Annotated in this window: 17 protein-coding genes and 1 pseudogene; 9 read left to right on the forward strand and 9 right to left on the reverse strand. The window is 57.8% G+C overall.

Features of this window, described 5'->3' with window-relative positions; translation table 11 throughout:
* Position 1: 1 nt before the first annotated feature.
* The gene (locus PLU01S_RS08165; RefSeq protein WP_010796209.1) at positions 2-250 is read right to left on the reverse strand and encodes a hypothetical protein; all 249 of its coding nucleotides are present in this window, start codon (positions 248-250) and stop codon (positions 2-4) included.
* A 588-nt stretch (positions 251-838) separates the two neighbouring features.
* Here PLU01S_RS08165 and PLU01S_RS08170 point away from each other — a divergent pair.
* From PLU01S_RS08170 to etfB, 6 genes are all read left to right on the forward strand, one after another.
* Positions 839-1,816 carry a dipeptidase gene (locus tag PLU01S_RS08170; RefSeq protein WP_074827216.1) on the forward strand — a complete coding sequence of 326 codons (978 nt, stop codon included), beginning with the start codon at positions 839-841 and terminating at the stop codon, positions 1,814-1,816.
* A 146-nt stretch (positions 1,817-1,962) separates the two neighbouring features.
* Positions 1,963-2,493, forward strand: a complete 531-nt coding sequence (locus PLU01S_RS08175) for a DUF5943 domain-containing protein (protein WP_074827213.1) — start codon at positions 1,963-1,965, stop codon at positions 2,491-2,493.
* 59 nt (positions 2,494-2,552) lie between these two features.
* Entirely contained in the window at positions 2,553-4,613 is a 2,061-nt protein-coding gene (gene dgcA, locus PLU01S_RS08180) for a dimethylglycine demethylation protein DgcA (protein ID WP_074827211.1), read from the forward strand.
* A 140-nt stretch (positions 4,614-4,753) separates the two neighbouring features.
* The gene (gene dgcB, locus PLU01S_RS08185; RefSeq protein WP_074827206.1) at positions 4,754-6,736 is read left to right on the forward strand and encodes a dimethylglycine demethylation protein DgcB; all 1,983 of its coding nucleotides are present in this window, start codon (positions 4,754-4,756) and stop codon (positions 6,734-6,736) included.
* A gap of 81 nt (positions 6,737-6,817) precedes the next feature.
* Positions 6,818-8,059, forward strand: coding sequence for an electron transfer flavoprotein subunit alpha (gene etfA / locus PLU01S_RS08190; protein WP_074827204.1), 1,242 nt, complete (start codon positions 6,818-6,820; stop codon positions 8,057-8,059).
* A gap of 63 nt (positions 8,060-8,122) precedes the next feature.
* Positions 8,123-8,902 carry an electron transfer flavoprotein subunit beta gene (gene etfB, locus PLU01S_RS08195; protein ID WP_010796203.1) on the forward strand — a complete coding sequence of 260 codons (780 nt, stop codon included), beginning with the start codon at positions 8,123-8,125 and terminating at the stop codon, positions 8,900-8,902.
* Positions 8,903-9,733: 831 nt separating this feature from the next.
* On the opposite strand, the gene PLU01S_RS08200 is transcribed toward etfB, so the two are convergent.
* The 6 genes and pseudogenes from PLU01S_RS08200 to gbcA all read right to left on the reverse strand — a co-directional run bounded on the left by PLU01S_RS08200 (position 9,734) and on the right by gbcA (position 14,775).
* Entirely contained in the window at positions 9,734-10,153 is a 420-nt protein-coding gene (locus PLU01S_RS08200) for a DUF2141 domain-containing protein (protein WP_074827203.1), read from the reverse strand.
* Positions 10,150-10,797 carry an HAD hydrolase-like protein gene (locus tag PLU01S_RS08205; RefSeq protein WP_074827201.1) on the reverse strand — a complete coding sequence of 216 codons (648 nt, stop codon included), beginning with the start codon at positions 10,795-10,797 and terminating at the stop codon, positions 10,150-10,152. Before PLU01S_RS08205 ends, PLU01S_RS08200 begins: the two co-directional genes overlap by 4 nt.
* Positions 10,798-10,901: 104 nt before the next feature.
* Positions 10,902-11,765 carry a methyl-accepting chemotaxis protein gene (locus tag PLU01S_RS26560; protein ID WP_425326529.1) on the reverse strand — a complete coding sequence of 288 codons (864 nt, stop codon included), beginning with the start codon at positions 11,763-11,765 and terminating at the stop codon, positions 10,902-10,904.
* Positions 11,757-12,584, reverse strand: a pseudogene (locus PLU01S_RS26565) (MCP four helix bundle domain-containing protein); the annotation flags it as partial. The gene PLU01S_RS26560 and the pseudogene PLU01S_RS26565, both read right to left, overlap by 9 nt.
* A 103-nt stretch (positions 12,585-12,687) precedes the next feature.
* Complete coding sequence (locus PLU01S_RS08215) at positions 12,688-13,263, reverse strand: DcrB/PsbP domain-containing protein (protein ID WP_074827200.1); 576 nt, start codon at positions 13,261-13,263, stop codon at positions 12,688-12,690.
* 213 nt (positions 13,264-13,476) lie between these two features.
* On the reverse strand, positions 13,477-14,775 hold the full coding sequence (gene gbcA / locus PLU01S_RS08220; protein ID WP_074827198.1) for a glycine-betaine demethylase subunit GbcA: 1,299 nt from the start codon (positions 14,773-14,775) through the stop codon (positions 13,477-13,479).
* Between the two features lie 80 nt (positions 14,776-14,855).
* Between gbcA and PLU01S_RS25665 the strand changes: the two genes are divergently transcribed.
* The 3 genes from PLU01S_RS25665 to PLU01S_RS08230 all read left to right on the forward strand — a co-directional run bounded on the left by PLU01S_RS25665 (position 14,856) and on the right by PLU01S_RS08230 (position 17,333).
* Entirely contained in the window at positions 14,856-15,083 is a 228-nt protein-coding gene (locus PLU01S_RS25665) for a hypothetical protein (RefSeq protein WP_159435106.1), read from the forward strand.
* 10 nt (positions 15,084-15,093) lie between these two features.
* On the forward strand, positions 15,094-16,191 hold the full coding sequence (locus PLU01S_RS08225) for an FAD-binding oxidoreductase (protein ID WP_010796196.1): 1,098 nt from the start codon (positions 15,094-15,096) through the stop codon (positions 16,189-16,191).
* A gap of 218 nt (positions 16,192-16,409) precedes the next feature.
* Entirely contained in the window at positions 16,410-17,333 is a 924-nt protein-coding gene (locus tag PLU01S_RS08230; protein WP_074827276.1) for a LysR family transcriptional regulator, read from the forward strand.
* Here the strand turns inward: PLU01S_RS08230 and PLU01S_RS08235 are convergent.
* Positions 17,250-17,567 carry an AzlD domain-containing protein gene (locus tag PLU01S_RS08235; RefSeq protein ID WP_074827195.1) on the reverse strand — a complete coding sequence of 106 codons (318 nt, stop codon included), beginning with the start codon at positions 17,565-17,567 and terminating at the stop codon, positions 17,250-17,252. The two genes, PLU01S_RS08230 and PLU01S_RS08235, sit on opposite strands and share 84 nt — an antisense overlap.
* Positions 17,546-18,250 carry an AzlC family ABC transporter permease gene (locus tag PLU01S_RS08240; protein ID WP_074827194.1) on the reverse strand — a complete coding sequence of 235 codons (705 nt, stop codon included), beginning with the start codon at positions 18,248-18,250 and terminating at the stop codon, positions 17,546-17,548. Before PLU01S_RS08240 ends, PLU01S_RS08235 begins: the two co-directional genes overlap by 22 nt.
* Between the last annotated feature and the right edge of the window lie 40 nt (positions 18,251-18,290).

Here is an 18,290-nt window from a genome sequence, read left to right on the forward strand (position 1 = left end):
CCTAGCGATGCTGGGCCAGGGCAGGTAGCAGCTGACGAGCAATAGCTTCGCGAACGGACGGTAATAGTGTCGCATGACCTGACAGGAGTTCTTCGACCAGACGCCGCAGGGCTGTGACTCGTTCAGGGTTCAGCCCGCATAGCGCCTGCTGGCAGGCTTGCTCGGGAGTAGTACCCGACGGTACGGCGATACCCAGTGCAATCAGGCGGTCCCTGAAGTCGTCCTGGTCGATTAGGTCTGCATGCATCATGACGAATCCTCCGTTAAGTCCCGTACCGATTCTTGGCAGCGGTCAACGGCAAGGCAAGTGCACAAGACGGTACTGGATACATGCAGGTCGCTTTCCAGTAAGCAGAGCGCCTGATGGTTATTTATCTGTAATAAAACGAAAGTCTAATGGCGTCAGGGAGGGGCAATATGTCACAGGGTGATTTTGGGAAGGTGCTGCTAAAGTAGCGCTTCTTGTCGAGTTGAGCCGCTTAGCTCCTCGAATTTCCGGGAAAAGCGCCCTTACGCTTGGTCTGGACGAAACACACTGAGGCCCAACAGGGCATTTTAACCCCGCGTGCTTGCTAAGGCATTGCGGGGTTTTTTTTCGACATTTTTCCGCTTTTCCGTCCTTCGTCTGCATTAGAACGTTCTGCTCCAGGCGTCTGCCCGGCTTTTGGCTGGCGCTGGAGACAGGGCGCGGTCAGCCGTTACTGCCTGTTGAACGCGCATTGACGCTTCTGGTAATCCCCCTGTCGTTTTTACGCGATAGCGCAGAAAACCTGAGGGATATGCTCCTTTCAAAGCGTCGGCACATGATCCGGCGTCGCGAAACCTGGGAGCTGCCCTGATGAATGCCACTGAACTGCACGCCGACAGCATCGTTATCGACGGGCTGATCATCGCCAAATGGAACCGTGAGCTCTTTGAGGACATGCGCAAGGGAGGGCTGACGGCAGCCAACTGCACCGTGTCGGTCTGGGAAGGCTTCAAGGCGACCGTGGACAACATCGCGGCGCAAAAGAAGCTGATGCGCGAAAACAGTGACCTGGTCATGCCTGTCTACACCACCGCTGACATCCGTAAGGCCAAGTCTCAAGGCAAGACCGGCATCATCTTCGGCTTTCAGAATGCCCATGCCTTTGAGGATCAGCTCGGCTACGTAGAGATCTTCAAGCAGCTGGGCGTAGGCATCGTGCAGATGTGCTACAACACCCAGAACCTAGTAGGCACAGGTTGCTATGAGCGCGACGGCGGTCTGTCCGGTTTTGGCCGCGAGGTCGTTGCCGAAATGAACCGCGTCGGCATCATGTGCGACCTGTCCCATGTCGGCAGCAAGACCTCTGAAGAAGTCATTCTCGAATCCCAAAAGCCGGTCTGTTATTCCCACTGCCTACCGTCCGGCCTGAAGGAGCATCCACGCAACAAGTCCGACGAAGAGCTTAAGTTCATTGCCGATCATGGTGGTTTCGTGGGCGTTACGATGTTTGCGCCGTTCCTGGCCAAGGGCATCGAATCCACTATCGATGATTATGCCGAAGCCATTGAGTACGTGATGAATATCGTTGGCGAAGACGCCATCGGCATTGGTACCGACTTTACCCAGGGCCACGGCCAGGACTTCTTCGAATACCTCACCCATGACAAGGGTTACGCCCGTCGATTAACCAACTTCGGCAAGATCGTGAACCCCTTGGGCATCCGCACCGTAGGCGAATTTCCCAACCTGACCGAGACGCTGCTCAAGCGAGGCATGTCCGAGCGCACTGTGCGCAAGGTCATGGGCGAGAACTGGGTAAAGGTGCTCAGCGAGGTGTGGGGCGAGTAAGTCATTTCATTTCTTGAAGATCCGCGGCTGGATCCTGCCATGACCTGATTCAGCCTGCACTGATCTTCGACGATCACCGGTAGGGTGGATCAACCGTACCGCGGCGTAGCCCACCCTACACAAGCACATTCGTTTGGAGTTTCACCATGGCCACACATGCTCCCGAAATGCCAATCCAGGTCGACGACGAAACCGGCGTCTGGACCACCGATGCACTGCCCATGCTGTATGTACCGCGTCATTTCTTCGTCAATAACCATATGGGGATCGAAGAGGTGCTCGGTGCAGAGAAGTATGCCGAGATTCTTTACAAAGCTGGCTACAAGTCCGCCTGGCACTGGTGTGAGAAAGAGGCCGAGTGCCATGGACTGGTTGGCGTCGAGGTGTATGAGCACTACATGAAGCGCCTCTCCCAGCGCGGCTGGGGACTCTTCGATATCGAGCAGATCGACGTGGATGCCGGTACGGCCCAGGTTCGGCTGCGGCACTCCGCCTTCGTTTACGTGTACGGCAAGGTTAATCGCAAGGTGGATTACATGTTTACCGGCTGGTTTGCCGGGGCCATGGACCAGATCCTTGCCGCCAGAGGCAGCGCGGTCCGTACCGTGGCCGAGCAGGTGTACAGCGGGGCGGAAGAGGGCCATGACGACGGCCTTTTCGTGGTGAAGCCGCTGTAACGGCGCAATGAACGATAACAAGACCGACCGTGCGTAATTCGCTGAGATGAGGTGCCGTGATGGCCTTTGAAGCAATGTTCCAACCAATCCAGATCGGCAAGCTGACGATTCGCAACCGCGTACTCAGCACGGCGCACGCCGAAGTGTATGCCACTGATGGCGGCATGACGACCGAACGGTACGTCAAATATTACGAAGAAAAAGCCAAGGGCGGCATTGGCCTTGCCATTTGCGGCGGTTCCTCAGTCGTGGCGATCGACAGCCCGCAGCACTGGTGGAGTTCGGTAAACCTCGCTACCGACCGCATCATTCCGCATTTTCAGAACCTGGCGGATGCCATGCACAAGCACGGCGCCAAGATCATGATCCAGATTACCCACATGGGTCGCCGTTCCCGTTGGGACGGTGGTCACTGGCCAACCCTGATGTCGCCGTCCGGTATCCGCGAGCCTGTGCATCGCGCTACTTGTAAGACCATCGAGCCGGAGGAAATCTGGCGGATAATTGGTAATTTTGCCCAGGCCGCGCGCCGGGCGAAAGCGGGTGGCCTGGATGGTGTGGAGCTGTCTGCTGTGCACCAGCACATGATCGATCAGTTCTGGTCGCCCCGTGTGAACAAGCGTACCGATGAATGGGGCGGCAGCTTCGAGAACCGTATGCGCTTTGGCCTGGAAGTGCTCAAGGCTGTACGGGCCGAAGTTGGCGATGACTTCTGTGTCGGCATGCGGATCTGTGGTGATGAATTCCACCCGGACGGCCTGACCCATGACGATATGAAACAGATCGCCAAGTATTACAACGACACCGGCATGGTGGACTTCTTTGGCGTGATCGGCTCCGGCTGCGACACCCACAATACTTTGGCCAACGTGATTCCCAACATGACCTACCCGCCGGAGCCGTTCCTGCATCTGGCGGCCGGTATCAAGGATGTGGTCAGCGTGCCCGTACTGCATGCGCAGAACATCAAGGATCCGAACCAGGCGACACGCATCCTTGAGGGCGGTTACGTGGACATGGTCGGTATGACCCGTGCCCACATCGCCGATCCGCATCTGATTGCCAAGATCAAGATGGGGCAGGTGGATCAGATTCGCCAATGCGTGGGGGCCAACTACTGCATCGACCGCCAGTATCAAGGGCTTGACGTGCTGTGCATTCAGAATGCCGCGACCAGCCGTGAGTACATGGGTGTACCCCATATCATCGAGAAATCCACCGGGGCCAGGCGCAAGGTGGTCGTCGTAGGTGGCGGTCCGGCGGGAATGGAGGCGGCCCGCGTCTCGGCTGAGCGGGGGCATGACGTGACCCTGTTCGAAAAGCAGGAGCAGCTGGGTGGGCAGATTACTCTCGCGGCCCGGGCGCCTCAGCGCGACCAGATCGCGGGTATCACGCGGTGGTATCAACTGGAGCTGGCTCGCCTGAATATCGACCTGCGGCTGGGGACGGCGGCTGATCCTGACACGATCATGGATCTACGTCCGGACATCGTTGTGCTGGCCAATGGCGGTCATCCATTCATGGAGCAGAACGAGCATTGGGGCGCGGCCGAAGGCTTGGTGGTGAGCAGCTGGGACATTCTTTCCGGTAAGGTCGAGCCGGGCAAAAACGTGCTGGTCTACGACACTATTTGTGAATTTTCCGGGATGTCGGCGGCTGATTATCTGGCCGATAAAGGCGCACAGGTGGAAATTGTCACCGATGACATCAAACCGGGCGTAGCCATTGGCGGGACCACGTTCCCGACCTACTACCGCAGCCTCTACCCGAAGGAGGTGATCATGACCGGCGATCTCATGCTGGAAAAGGTATATCCCGAGGGCGACAAGAAGATTGCCGTACTGGAAAACGAATACACCGGCGCCAAGGAGGAGCGGGTGGTCGATCAGATCGTCATCGAGAACGGCGTGCGACCGGACGAGACCTTGTACTACGCGCTGAAGGAGGGTTCGCGTAACAAGGGCCAGATCGATATCGAGGCCTTGTTCGCTATCGAGCCACAACCCGCCTTGAATGAGCAGGGTAGCGGTTATCTCCTGTATCGCATCGGGGACTGCGTGGCGCAGCGCAACACCCACGCCGCAATCTACGACGCATTGCGGCTGTGCAAGGACTTTTAAGTACGCGCCTTTGCGAACCGCAGGGTGGGTTAGCTGCAGAGCAGTCTGACCCACCACGAGGGCTACCCGCGGTTTAGGTACCGCCTGACATGTTGAGGATGGGTAATGCCTCTGGCTCACCCATCCTACGAGGCTCCGGTATGTTAGATATCCTTATTCCCGTTCTGCTCTTTACGGCCCTGGCACTGGCTGCGATCGGTGGTTTTCGACGCGTACGGCTCTGGCGGCAGGGCCGGCCCGCCCATGTCGATCTGATTCGGGGTCTGCTGGCCATGCCGCGGCGCTATCTGGTGGACTTGCACCATGTGGTCGAGCGGGATCGCTATATGTCGCGAACCCATGTGGCCACTGCAGGCGGCTTCGTTCTGGCCGCCGTGCTGGCTGTACTGGTTCATGGATTTGGCCTGCATAACCGTATTCTGGGTTGGGCGCTATTGGCGGCCACCGCTTGCATGTTCACGGGTGCCTTGTTTGTGGCCAAGCGTCGCCGCAACCCACCGGCACGCCTGTCCAAAGGGCCATGGATGCGCTTGCCCAAAAGCCTAGTGATGTTTTCCGCGAGCTTTTTCATTGCTACGCTGCCCGTAGCGGGCGTACTCCCAGAAGATTTTGGCGGCTGGATACTGGCGGCCGTGCTGGCTGTAGGCGTGGCTTGGGGCGTGTCGGAACTATTCTTCGGCATGACCTGGGGTGGCCCGATGAAACATGCCTTTGCCGGTGCCTTGCATCTGGCTTTTCACCGCCGTCCCGAGCGCTTTCGTACGCCGTTCAATGCCAGCGCGGCGCGATCCAGTGGCTTGAAGGCCCTGGACCTGAATGATCCTGCTGCACCGCTGGGTGTGGAGAAACCCAAGGACTTTACGTGGAATCAGCTGCTGGGCTTTGACGCCTGTGTGCAGTGCGGGCGCTGCGAGGCCATGTGCCCCGCTTATGCGGCCGGCCAGCCGCTCAACCCGAAAAAGCTGATCCAGGACATGGTTATCGGCATGGCGGGTGGCACCGACGCGCGTTATTTCGGCTCGCCTTATCCCGGAAAGCCAATTGGTGAGCACGGCGGCAATGCCCATTCGCCCATTGTTTCATTTGAAGGCAAGGCGCTGGTCGATGCCGAGACGCTATGGTCCTGCACCACCTGTCGGGCCTGTGTGGAAGAGTGCCCGATGATGATCGAGCACGTCGATGCCATCGTCGATATGCGTCGCCATCTGACCCTGGAGAAAGGGGCAACCCCCAACAAGGGCGCTGAGGTGCTCGATAATCTGATTGCCACGGATAACCCCAACGGCTTCAACCCGGTCAACCGGATGAACTGGGCTGCGGACCTTGATCTGCCGTTGATCGCCAACCAACAGCGCGTCGATGTGTTGTTCTGGGTGGGTGATGGCGCGTTTGACATGCGCAACCAGCGGACCCTTAGGGCTTTCGTCAAGATTCTCAAGGCTGCCAAGGTTGATTTTGCCGTGCTGGGGCTGGAGGAGCGCGACAGCGGTGACGTGGCGCGACGACTGGGGGACGAGGCGACCTTTCAGCAATTGGCCAGACGCAATATCGCCACGCTGTCGCGGTACCGCTTCAACCGGATCGTGACATGCGACCCGCATAGCTTTCACGTGCTGAGAAACGAATACGGCGCGCTGGGCGGGGCTTATACGGTCCTGCATCACAGCACCTTTCTGGCAGAGCTGCTGGATGCCCAGGCGCTTCATCTCGGGCAGCACAAGGGGGGCAACGTGACCTACCACGACCCCTGCTATCTGGGTCGATACAACGGAGAGTACGAGGCGCCTCGCAAGGTACTCAAGGCCATCGGGATTGAGGTCAAGGAAATGGAGCGCTCCGGCTTCCGGGCTCGCTGCTGTGGCGGTGGAGGAGGCGCGCCAATTACCGATATTCCCGGCACGCAGCGGATTCCCGACATGCGCATGGCCGATATCAAGACGACTGGAGCGGAGGTTGTCGCTGTGGGATGCCCTCAATGTACCGCCATGCTGGAGGGGGTGGTCGCGCCCCGTCCGGAGGTAAAGGACATTGCCGAGCTGGTCGCCGAAGTTGTAATCGAGGCACCCGCCGTGCCGGTAAAGCAACCAATCACGCCCCGGCGTGAAGCGGTGGAGATCTCCTGATGAGCGCATCCCGTATTACCCGATTGGCCCTGAGTGCCGCGATATCCAATCACGCACGGACGTTTTTCAAAGGAGCAGGGCATGACTGACATCATCCGCCGTGATCCGCATGCCGAATGGATCGCCCGTAATCGGCTTCATCCCCTGCACGCCTTGATGCAGGCGAGTACGCGCGATGAGCAGCCTCGCTGGATAGGCCCCAACGGCATCATTCGTAAGAATCCCCACGCAGCTCTGGGCTTCAAGGGGCCTAGCGGCTTGCGCCGTATCGATCGCAGTGGCGCTCAGCAGGGCAACGGGGTTCGTCGGCTGGGTGAGGCCCAGGAGGTGCTACTGCCGTTGCATCGGGTCGAAGAGCCCGCCTTCATTATTGCCGTAGTGCCCGATCTGGTAGGGGGACGGCTTTCCAGCCACGACCGCGATTTGCTCGGTCTGGCGCGACAGCTGGCAGGCTCAACAGGGGCGGTGTTGGCCATTGTCTTTGGTGAGCACAAGGAGTCTGGCTTCGATAAGGCAGGTGTTGACCGGCTATTGCAATTGAGCGGTCATGAATACACGGGATACTCGCCTGAACAGCGCGTGCTGGCGTTGCGTGCAGTAGAGAGCCAGTTCTTGCCACGTCACTGGTTGTTGCCGGACAGCCGTACCGGTGGTGGCGAGCTGGGTCGTCGTTTCGCTGCTACGCTACATGAGCGGCCTGCCACACGTGTCTGGCAGATAAAGGATGGCCTATGTACCGGCCGTGCCGGCGCAGGCAGCGAAGATCTGACGCGTCCTGTCCCCAGGGTAGTGTTGGCCTGCGCCGAGTGTGCGGAGCCGGTCAGTGAAACACGATATGAGGCACGTACGGTCACGCTGGCTGACGGCAATCAGTTGCGAGCGCTTGTGCGTATCGAGGACATGGGAGCCGTGGCCGTCGATCCGGCGCTTGTTCCCATGGCCGAGGCGGAATTCATCCTGTCCGGTGGCAATGGCGTTCAGGACTGGGATCTCTTCCATCGGGCAGCCCGGGCGCTTGGGGCAACAGAAGGGGCTTCGCGGGTGGCGGTAGACGACGGGCATATGCCACGTCACCGGCAGGTAGGCGCTACGGGGACCTGGGTAACGGCACGGGTCTACCTGGCAGTCGGGATTTCCGGCGCGGTACAGCACTTACAGGGCATAGGTGCCTGCGACAAGGTCATTGCCATTAACCTCAATCCGGGGTGCGACATGATCAAGCGGGCAGACCTGTCAGTCATTGCAGATTCGAACGCCGTGCTGGAAGCCTTGATCGATCTGGTCGAGGCCTACCGCCGCGGTGAGCAGAAGGAAGCGGCCTGAAGCGGTCGTCCGCAGGACTACCGCTTCAGCAACGCAACGTGAGTCTTGAAGGAGGTAAACGGTATGTCCGACGGCCAATTGAACGTGATTACGCTGGTATCGGTGGGGTCGCATCCCATGTCGGCCCGTGCCCGCCGCGCAGAGCAGGATGCCCGAGCGGTCGAACTGGGGCTGCATCTGGCGGGTGATCGACTCACGGTACTGCATGCCGGTAATCCCTACGAGGAGTCGCTGCGCGCCTACCTGGGTATGGGGTTGCCTGCCCTGCATGTCCTGGAGCAGCCCAAGGGCGCCGATGCTCTACCGGTGCTGGTGGAATACCTTCGGGAGGCTCAGGTCCAGGTTGTATTGACCGGCACTCAAGCCGAGACCGGGGAAGGGTCGGGCATGCTGCCCTATCTTCTGGCCGAATCGCTGGGTTGGCCCCTGGTAGTTGGGCTGGCAGACGTTGAATCGGTAGACGCCGGACATGCCCAGGTACTGCAAGCCCTGCCGCGCGGACAAAGGCGACGGCTAAGGGTACGCCTGCCTTTTGTCGCCAGTGTAGACAACGCAGCGCCAGCCGCCCGTCAAAGCGCCTTTGGGCCCGCAAGGCGTGGAGAGATCAAGGTTGAAGACGTGGATATCGTCGATGACCTCCTGTGGCAAGAGGCCGTCTTGCAGCCGGCTCGTCCACGGCCGAAGCGGCTGAAAGTCATCAAGGCCAAGACGGCTGCCGATCGTTTTCGCGCCGCCACGGCCAAGGCAACAGGAGATGGCGGTCAGATCCTGAGAGATGTCACCCCGCAGGCGGGCGCAGAAGCCATTTTCAAGGTCCTGCGTGAGGAAGGCGTCGTTCGGTAGGACGACTTTCATATCTCATGTCGGCTTCCGGCTTGCTGGAGGCTTTTGAGTGCCTGTCTTTTTATCCCTTCAAGCCCACAAATTGTGTGCACGAGCCTGTGGATAATCTGTTGGATAATTATTCGACCCTAGTAACCATGCGGCTTTAGCTGAAGTGGTCACTTTTTGATCAAAATGACAGAGATGGCTTTTCCTGTAATCACAACAACTTGTGGATAAGTTTGTGAGTAATATGTTTGGAAGAGGCTGTAAGCCTTGATTTTAAAGGGATAGAGGCAACTGCTGTATTGTTGATCAGTGTTGACAAAGCTAATGAGCCCTCTATTTCAGCACTGTATGAAGAGCGTGCGCTTCATTGAGTTATCCACCCGATATAAAGCTAAAAATGCCCTGAAAAGGTGAATGAACCGTGGGAAGAGCTGTGGATAAGCTGTTGCTGAGGGTTGGTTAACTCATCTGTCAATGACTTGGATGACAAAACTCTGTCATCCAGAAAGGCCATTATTAAGCCATTACAAGCCAATTATGAGACGGTTTAGCCTTTTATTCAGGCAGAGCCCATCCGAAGGGCTCGCCCGCTCAAGCCATACCTAACCGCTTTCCCACAATTACTGTGCGTCTGGCTGTGGACAGCATGTTCGTTAATGTCGCCAAGCCTTGCGCCATGCGGCGTCCAGACAGTTGCTCATTTATTGATCAATTAATTCAAGATCGATTTTTCTACTCACTATTACTGTGGTTTCGCTTGTGGATACAGTGTTCATGATTGCCTGGAGGCCACGACATACAAGGCCTCCAGAGAATTGATCGTTTTTTGAGCAGTTTTGTTGGTCAGCGAAGCTTGATGGTAATAGCTTCAATAGAGTCGTTGAGCTCGAAGCGTGTTTCCTCAAACGCGGCCTTACGCATCTTCAGTGGAGGGTTCTGGCTGTAGCCATACTGCTCAGTCGGCATCCCGATAAAGTTCGTATCGAGCTTCTGATTGCCGTTGGCATCTCGAATGACCGATACCGCATAGGTGCCGGGCTTCAGGTTCTTGAAGGTATGCTGCACCGTGGTCCCTGTAACTGGGATATGGGCGGATGCCTCCAATGGTTTGTCGTTATCCCACGCGTCGGCCGAAGCGAATACGGCTACCAGCAATTCACCTTTGGCCTCCTCGATATCGGTAAAGGTCACGTTGAGATCAGCAGCATGGGCACGGCCCAGTGTCCAGATAAGGCCGAAAACGCATAGGGGCAAGCGCTTCATGCAAGCTCCGTTGTAGGGTGAGAGACAAGGGTGTGAGTAATCGCGTCGAGACGCTCGAAAAAACAGTCGGGCCCGGCTCTGCGTAACGCCTCCGGGCTGGCGTACCCCCAGCTGACCGCACCGCAGGCAATACCTGCCTTGCGCGCCGCCTGAATATCCCGCAACTCATCGCCAATGCAGATCGCGGCATCGGGCGAGACATTACAGCGGGCGACTACCTGTTTAAGGCGTGAGCTTTTACCGAGCAGGGGCGCGTTACACTCGACACGGTCCAGATAGCGAGCCGACGGACCAAGAATGCACTCGACATTTTCAAGTGAATTGGACGTGACCAGCGCCAACTGTATTCCGGCCTGATGCAGGGCTTCCAGCATGGCCGGTACCCCTTCGAAGGGCCGCACGGTATGGCCGCCGTGCGCCATCAGGTGTTGAAAGTGGCGCGCGACACGTGGAATTTTCCACAAGGGAATACCAAAGTAACGCAGCAGCTGACGGGTGCCGTAGCTGCGGATGCGATCGAAGTCGGCTGGGTCGTACCGGTTGAAGCGATGTGCCTGAGCCAGCGTGTCGAGCGACTCGAGAAAGAATGGAAAGCTGTCGGCCAGGGTGCCATCAAAGTCGAAAATGACGAGTTGGTAGCGCATGGGCAGGGCGGCTGGCCGTGATAGGAAGAGAAGAGAGTAGCCGGGGCGGACGCCTGCGACAAATACAACCGGTGCCAAGTGTGATGGCACCGGTTGTATCAGGGTTACAGCGAGAAGCGACGCACCAGACCGTTGAGGTCTACGGCAAGGCGGGCAAGCTCCTGCGTGGCAACGCTGGTCTGCTGTGCACCGGCTGCCGTTTGCACAGACAAGTCACGGATGCTGACCAGGCTGCGGTCCACTTCGCGGGCGACCTGAGCCTGCTGCTCGGAGGCGCTGGCAATTAGCAGGTTACGGTCGTTGATGTCGGCCACATTCGACGTGATGGTCGACAGGGCTTCGCCGGCCGCGTTGGCTTTTTCCAGCGTGCTGCGGGCACGCTCGGCGCTGCTCTGAAGCGCTTGTACGGTGTGGTCGGTCCCCTGCTGGATACTACCGATCATGGATTCGATCTCACGGGTCGACTCCCCGGTACGGTGTGCCAGGGCACGGACTTCATCGGCCACGACGGCAAAGCCACGGCCGGCATCACCTGCACGGGCGGCTTCAATAGCGGCGTTGAGCGCCAGCAGGTTGGTTTGTTCAGCCACGGCGCGGATCACATCCAGAACCTTGCTGATATTAAGGGCCTGCTCGGCAAGTTCCTCGGCACTTTGAGAAGCGCCCAAGACATCGCTGGTCAGTGCTTCAATGGAGGCAATGGCGTCGCTTAGTTGTGCACGGCCCTGTTGAGCCGAATGACTGGACGCCTGTGATGCTTCAGAGGTGCTGACCGCGTTGCTGGCAACGCCTTCTACGGCAGACGTCATTTCGTTCACAGCGGTAGCCGCCTGCTCGATCTCATCGTTCTGGCGCTGAAGACCCCGGGTAGACTCTTCCATGACTGCGCTCATTTCGTCAGCCGCCGATGACAGCTGAGTAGCCGAGTCGCCGATCTGGCCGATGGTCTGGCGTAGGTTGACCTGCATGGCGGCCAATGCCTGAAGCAGTTCCGCTGCCTCATCCCGACCTTCGGCTTTCACGTTCTGGCTCAGGTCGCCACCGGCAATCTGTTTGGCAACGCTTACTGCCTGGCCAATAGGTTTGACGATGCTGGCTGTCAGCAGCAGGGCCAATGCGATCGTGACGATCACGGCCAGTACAATGATACCGATCACGATCGCCTGGGCCTGGCTGTAGCTCTCGGCTGCGGCCTGACCAGCCTTGGTCGCTGCATCCTGGTTGATCTTTTGCAGCAGCAGGTTCTGATCGTTGACGATGATGCCACGAGGCGCCAGTTCGGTATTGATCAGCTTGTTGGCGGAGGACAGATCCTCTTCGCTTACAAAGCCCTGTACCTTGGCCAGAATGCTCATGTATTCCTGAAAGGTGGTTTTGAGCGTGGAGAGTGCCTGGCGCTCCTGTTCGCTGGAAATCAGCGTCTCGTATTTCTTGAAAGTTTCTTGGATCTTGCCATCCAGTGTGGCAATGGTCTGGTTGCTTTTGGCCTGCACCGCCTTGTCCGGGTTCGCTACCAGGCGAAGCACCTCGACACGAAGACGGGTGATGTTCAGCGCAATTTCGTCTGCCGTTGCAAGGCTCGGCATGGCGTTGTTTTCGATGACTTGTCCGGCACGGCGGATATCAGCCATTTGCACCAAGTTGGAAATGCCAAGAATGATCAGTAGCAGGGCTACTGCACCAAAGCTCAGAAGGGTCCGGTAAGAGATCTTCAAATGTCTGAACATGATCGGTCCTGTTAGAAAATAAGGGCAGGCGATCCTTCGCTCTGTAAGGGATGCCTGCATATCGGACGCGATCGGGAATGCTTAAGGGTAGCCATCAGCTAAAAGCCAAACGTTTGCGACCTCTACAGAAAAGGGCAAGACCGCTTAAGAGGTTAAGACAGAATCAGTGCTCGCCCAGGACGTGTTGTACCAGGGCCTTGTGAGCGGCTTCGTCCTTTCGGTCGGACAGCAGCTGTACAACCGCAACCCGCGCATCTGCCTCGGCAATAAAGGCAGTGCTGCGCATGGGCGTGCCGTTCATGACTGACGTGGTTTCCAGTTGCTGAAGGGTCAGGCCGTCGCGCTTTAGGGTCTTTTCCTTGAGCACTTTGAATTTGCTGCCGCTCAGTTTCTGCCGTGCATAGAATGCGGCTTTGGCCTTAGCAAGCACGACTCGGTTGCTGGCGGTTTTATCTTCTGGCGTTGGTGTTTCAGAGGTAACGATCAACTGTTGGCTGGCTTTGTTGATATACAGTTTGCCGCGTGCTGACGGGTCTTCGGCAGTTGTGCCGGGCGGCAGGGGACTGACATCGAACCCCTCGGGTAATGCCAGCACTAGCTGATGGTTCAGCAGGGAGATGGAGTGGCTATTGGCTGTCTGGGTGGTTTCGGCCTTGCTGGCAGCCTGGACCGGTAGAGTGACAAGGCCGAATACAAGGGCAGCCGAAGCCAGGGCCATTTTCAGGCTGTTGTTGTTCATGTCAGATCCTTGAATGGATTGCGTTGAGTCCTTTGGGTGCCGAAAGGCTTGGCAGCCAGGGCCCAACGACTGGCCAGATTATTTCATAGCGACAAGTCTGCATTGCGCTGCGCTTTCCTGAAGCGTGCAGTGCTTGGCAGTTGAAAATGCAACGGTTTTTGACTGAACAAAAGAAACCCCGCCGAAGCGGGGTTCTTAAAACAGAGTAGTCAATCAGCCATCGGCACCCACTTGACGCAGATGGGGTACAGGCTGTTCCTCGCCCAGGTTGGCCAGTAGGCGTTCGCTGTACCAGTCAATGAAATTAATGACGCCAAATTCATAGGTCTGTGAATACGGGCCGGGCTGGTAGGCCTTGGAGTTGATGCCGCGCTGATTTTCCTCGGCAAGCATTCGGTCCTGCTGGTTAGTGGCATCCCAAACCTTGCGCAGATTTTCTACCTCATAATCGACGCCCTCTACTGCATCCTTGTGCACCAGCCACTTGGTGGTAACCACGGTCTGTTGGGCGCTGATTGGCCAAACAGTGAACACAATCAGGTGATCCCCCATGGCGTGGTTCCAGGAGTGCGGCAGGTGCAGGATGCGCATGGAGCCCAACTCCGGGTTCTTGATACGTCCCATCAGCTTCTTGCAGCCGGGCTTGCCATCCAGCGTCATGGACGCCGTGCCCTTGAGTAGCGGCATGCGCACAATGCGGTTACGCAGGCCAAAGCTGGCGTGGGCATACGGGATCTGCTCGGCCTCCCAAGCGGCGGCGCTTTCGGCAACGTGATCCTTGAAGGCCTGGTTGGCGCGCGGATCGGTTACATCGTCCCATTCCAGTAGTGTCTTGAGCAGCTCTGGGTGCGAGCCGTTGCAGTGGTAGCACTCGCGGTTATTTTCAAGCACCAGCTTCCAGTTGGCGGCTTCCATCAGGTCCGTACGGGCTACGACCTTAGTGTTTTCCATGTCGTACGGTTCCATGTAATGGTCGAGCGTACGCAGGAAGTCATCGATAGCGGGAGGCTCTTCGGCCAGGCAGATAAAGATGTATCCGCCCGCCGTTTTCACATGCACCGGCTTCAGGTTGAAGTCCGCCATGTTGAAGTCAGCGCCCATTTCGGTACCGGCAAACAGCAGGTGGCCGTCCAGCTCGTAGGTCCATTGATGATAGGGGCAGACCAGCTTGGCCACCTTGCCTTTCTCGCTGATGCACAGGCGAGAACCGCGGTGCCGACACACGTTATGAAAAGCGTGTACCTTGCCTTCAGCACCACGCACCACCATGACGGGGTTATCGCCAATCTGCAGCGTGAGAAAATTGCCTTTGGCAGGGATTTCACTCGTCATTCCGGCAATCAGCCACTCCTTGCCAAAGATCTCCTGCATGTCGATCTGGAACAGACGCTCATCGTTATAGAACGGCTGTGGCATCGAGTAAGTTCGCTCACGGGTACGCAGCATCTCTGCGGTGGCCTTGCGGGCCGATTCCAGCGGATCGCCCAGACTCAAAGGGTAGGTGACGTCCATCGGTATCCTCATGCGGCGGCATACAGGTGCGCCGGTGAAAAAGTGGCTGATAGGGTTGTGATGCAAGGCGTTTGGACAGCTTGTTCAAGACTGCCCGTGTGGTTGGTGAAATCAGTGTGGGGCTGCGTCTGGATAGGGCCTTATCCACGCGCGACATGGTCGAATCATTTCCCGACGCGGCAAGTCCCGTGGACGCTGGGCTGGTCGCTCTAAGCATGCCGATGTCGTTGGCAGGTAAATGCCGACGAAAGGGCCTCTCCACAATCGCCCCATCACCGCCTGAAGATGCGGCGGGTCTTAACGCGTGAGGGCACGTGCATGAACAGCTTTCTGAATCCGGTTACTACGCAGACCTGGGCCAATGGTCGCCATGCGGTACGTTGCGTCAAGGCGATTCAGGAAACCTGGGATGTACGAACCTTCTGCTTCATGGCGGACGTACCCCTGATGTACTTTTTCAAACCCGGTCAGTTCGTGACGCTGGAGCTTGAGATTGAGGGTCAGCAGGTGATGCGTTCATACACAATCTCCAGCTCGCCCTCCGTGCCCTACAGCTTCTCGATCACGGTCAAGCGTGTCCCGGGTGGCAAGGTATCGAACTGGCTGCATGACAACCTGCGTGAAGGGCAGGAGCTTGCGGTGCATGGGCCGGTGGGGCTGTTCAATGCCATCGACTACCCGTCCGACAAGGTCCTGCTGCTCTCCGGTGGCGTAGGTATCACACCGGTGATGTCCATGGCCCGCTGGTTCTTCGACACGAACGCTAACGTGGACATGGTGTTTGTACACAGTGCCCGCACGCCAAAGGACATCATCTATCACCGCGAGCTGGAGCACATGGCCTCGCGGGTCTCTAACTTCTCGCTGCATCTCGTGTGCGAGCGGAGTGATCTTGGGGAGGCCTGGGCGGGATATCGCGGTTTCTTTGATCGGCGCATGCTGGAATTGATGGCGCCGGATTTTCGTGATCGCGAGGTGTTCTGCTGTGGCCCGACACCTTATATGAATGCTGTGAAAACCATGCTGCGCGAGCTGGGCTACGACATGGCCCGTTACCACGAGGAGTCCTTTGGCGCGACGCCTGCAGATGTCAAGGAAGAGGTTCTCGAGCAGGCCGGTCTTGCGGCCGACACACCGCCGGTTCCGCTGGCGGATCAGTGCGAGGTATTATTTGCGGGCAGCGGCATGAGTGTACGTGTCGGACCAGGAGAGACTGTGCACGGAGCGGCTGCCAAGCTGGGCCTGCATATTCCAAAGGCATGCGGCATGGGCATCTGCGGCACCTGCAAGGTACTCAAGACCCGTGGTTCGGTTGTCATGGAGCACAACGGCGGCATTACCGAAGAGGACGAGGCCGAAGGTTACATCCTGTCCTGCTGCAGCGTTCCGCAAGGGGACGTTGAAATCGATTTCTAAATATCCTGCAGCGGACATGCCTGTTTGGGCGTGTCCATCACCGTTTCCTTTTCCCGTCTGATATTACCGCAGCGGCACAATGCCCCTATTTTTCATAGGGGCTATTCCTGCTCTAATACCGCCAGGCACTGAGACAGCTGCTAAGGTAAGGTAGAAGATCGCAGCATTGTGTGATCAGATCGCTACAGCATCGCTCCTTTCTGATCGAGGGCGTCAAAATGGATGTCAGAACGCTGCGCAACCTGACGCGGGTGGCGCGTACAGGCTCTCTGTCTGCCGCGTCAGATGAGGCCTGCCTGACCGTGCAGGCCCTGGCGGCGCAATTGAACAAGGCGGAAGACCAGTTCGGGTTCAGGATTTTCAAGCGATCCAACAAGGGATTGCACCTGACCGAGCGTGGTCACGCGCTCATGCCTTATATCGAGAAGGTGGTGGAGTCCGCCCGGCAACTGGACAGCAAAGCTGCCGAGTTAAGCCAAGCCACGCCACGGCTGCTGCGGGCCGCACTGAACAGCACGCTACCGGCCGATATTAATCAGTGCATCGTCAAGCGGATGATGCAGGTCTTCAGCGATTATCACCTGGAGTTCAGCTTTGCCGAGTCCATCGAGAACCTCAGCAAGCTGCGTAACGACAATATCGACCTTGCGGTACTGATCGGACCACCGCAAGCCGATCTGGCCAGCCTTGAGCTGGCTGATATTCATATTGATGTCGTAGGTGCTTACCACGGTGCCGATGCAGAGGCGTACAGCGACCTGAGTGACAAGCTGCTTGTTAGGCCGACCAGCGACTGCCCTTATTCCACCAGTTTCGAGCGGTTTCTGGACAGTGGTCAGACGGTGAGCCAATGGGGGCATCGCATGATCTATTCGGGTAGCGAAACCCTAACCGTCTCGCTGATCAAACAACTCGATGGCTTGGGCGTCGTTTCACGGGCGGCGGCTTGCAAGCATGGATTGTCCATCGTACCGGGGTTTGAGGATTCGCTGCCGGTACGCCTGGTCGTCAACAATGTCGACTTGCCTATTCGTGCCCTGGAGCAGCTGACCCGTCCCTTACAGCACTCGCCCCAGCGCAATATAAGACAACAGGCCTACCGCCACACTGAGGAGCAGGTTCTTACTGAAATAAGCGCATAACAGCGTCGGTATGGCAGCAACGAATTCGGGCCGCATGAGGTTCACATGCTTTTCCGTCACCACCAGTGGTGTGAGGGTAATGGCGGCGACGATGCAGACCGGCAGAAACTCCAGCGTTCGCGTCAGGAATCCTGGCCAGCGCTCGGTACTGAGCTGCATCGGTAGCACCCGTGGCAGCAGTGTCACCGCGGTCATCAGGACGATTATCAGGATCAGGAACGTTTCTTGAGACATACGCCTACCCAGCAGCCAAAGAACGTGGCGATAAAGACATTCAGGGCGGACTCGAACAGCAGGTTCAGCACACCCATGCAGGTCACCGCCGCTAGAGCAGCTACCAGCTTGCCCTTGGAATCACAAAGCGAGACCAGCACGTACAGCATCATGGCGGTCAAGGCATAGTCGAGCTTGTACTGGATCAGGTGGGCAGTGTAGGTCGAGCTGAGAGCACCCAGCAGCGCGCCCAGCACCCAGGCACTGTGACAGAAGAGGTTGAACGAGATCAGGTAACGGGCATTGACCGCAACGCCTTTCTGCAACTTGCTGCTGTGAAAGGCAAAGGACTCGTCCGTCAGCTCCGCCGCATACACCCATCGTTCCAGACGGCTCAGGCCTGTCGTGCGCAGGGCTCTGGACATGTACATCGACATCAGCATGTGACGGGCGTTGATCAGAAAGGTGGTCATCACGATAGTGACGATCGAGGCGTTCGCCGTCATCAGTGCCAGAGCGGCGAACTGCGAGGCACCGGCATAGACGAACAAGCACATGGCGACCGGTAACCAGAGCGGATAGCCTGCATTCACGGCCATCAGGCCGAAAACGAACGAGACCGTAAAATAGCCAGCGACGACCGGACTGGCCTCGCTGAAGGTGCGTAGCTCAGGAGCTTTCCGGATTAAAACACGCGTATTCACACCATCCTCTCATTGCCGGGCTGAAATCGGACCGTTCATA

Origin of the sequence: Pseudomonas luteola NBRC 103146 (assembly GCF_002091675.1) — a bacterium.
Lineage (GTDB): Bacteria > Pseudomonadota > Gammaproteobacteria > Pseudomonadales > Pseudomonadaceae > Chryseomonas > Chryseomonas luteola.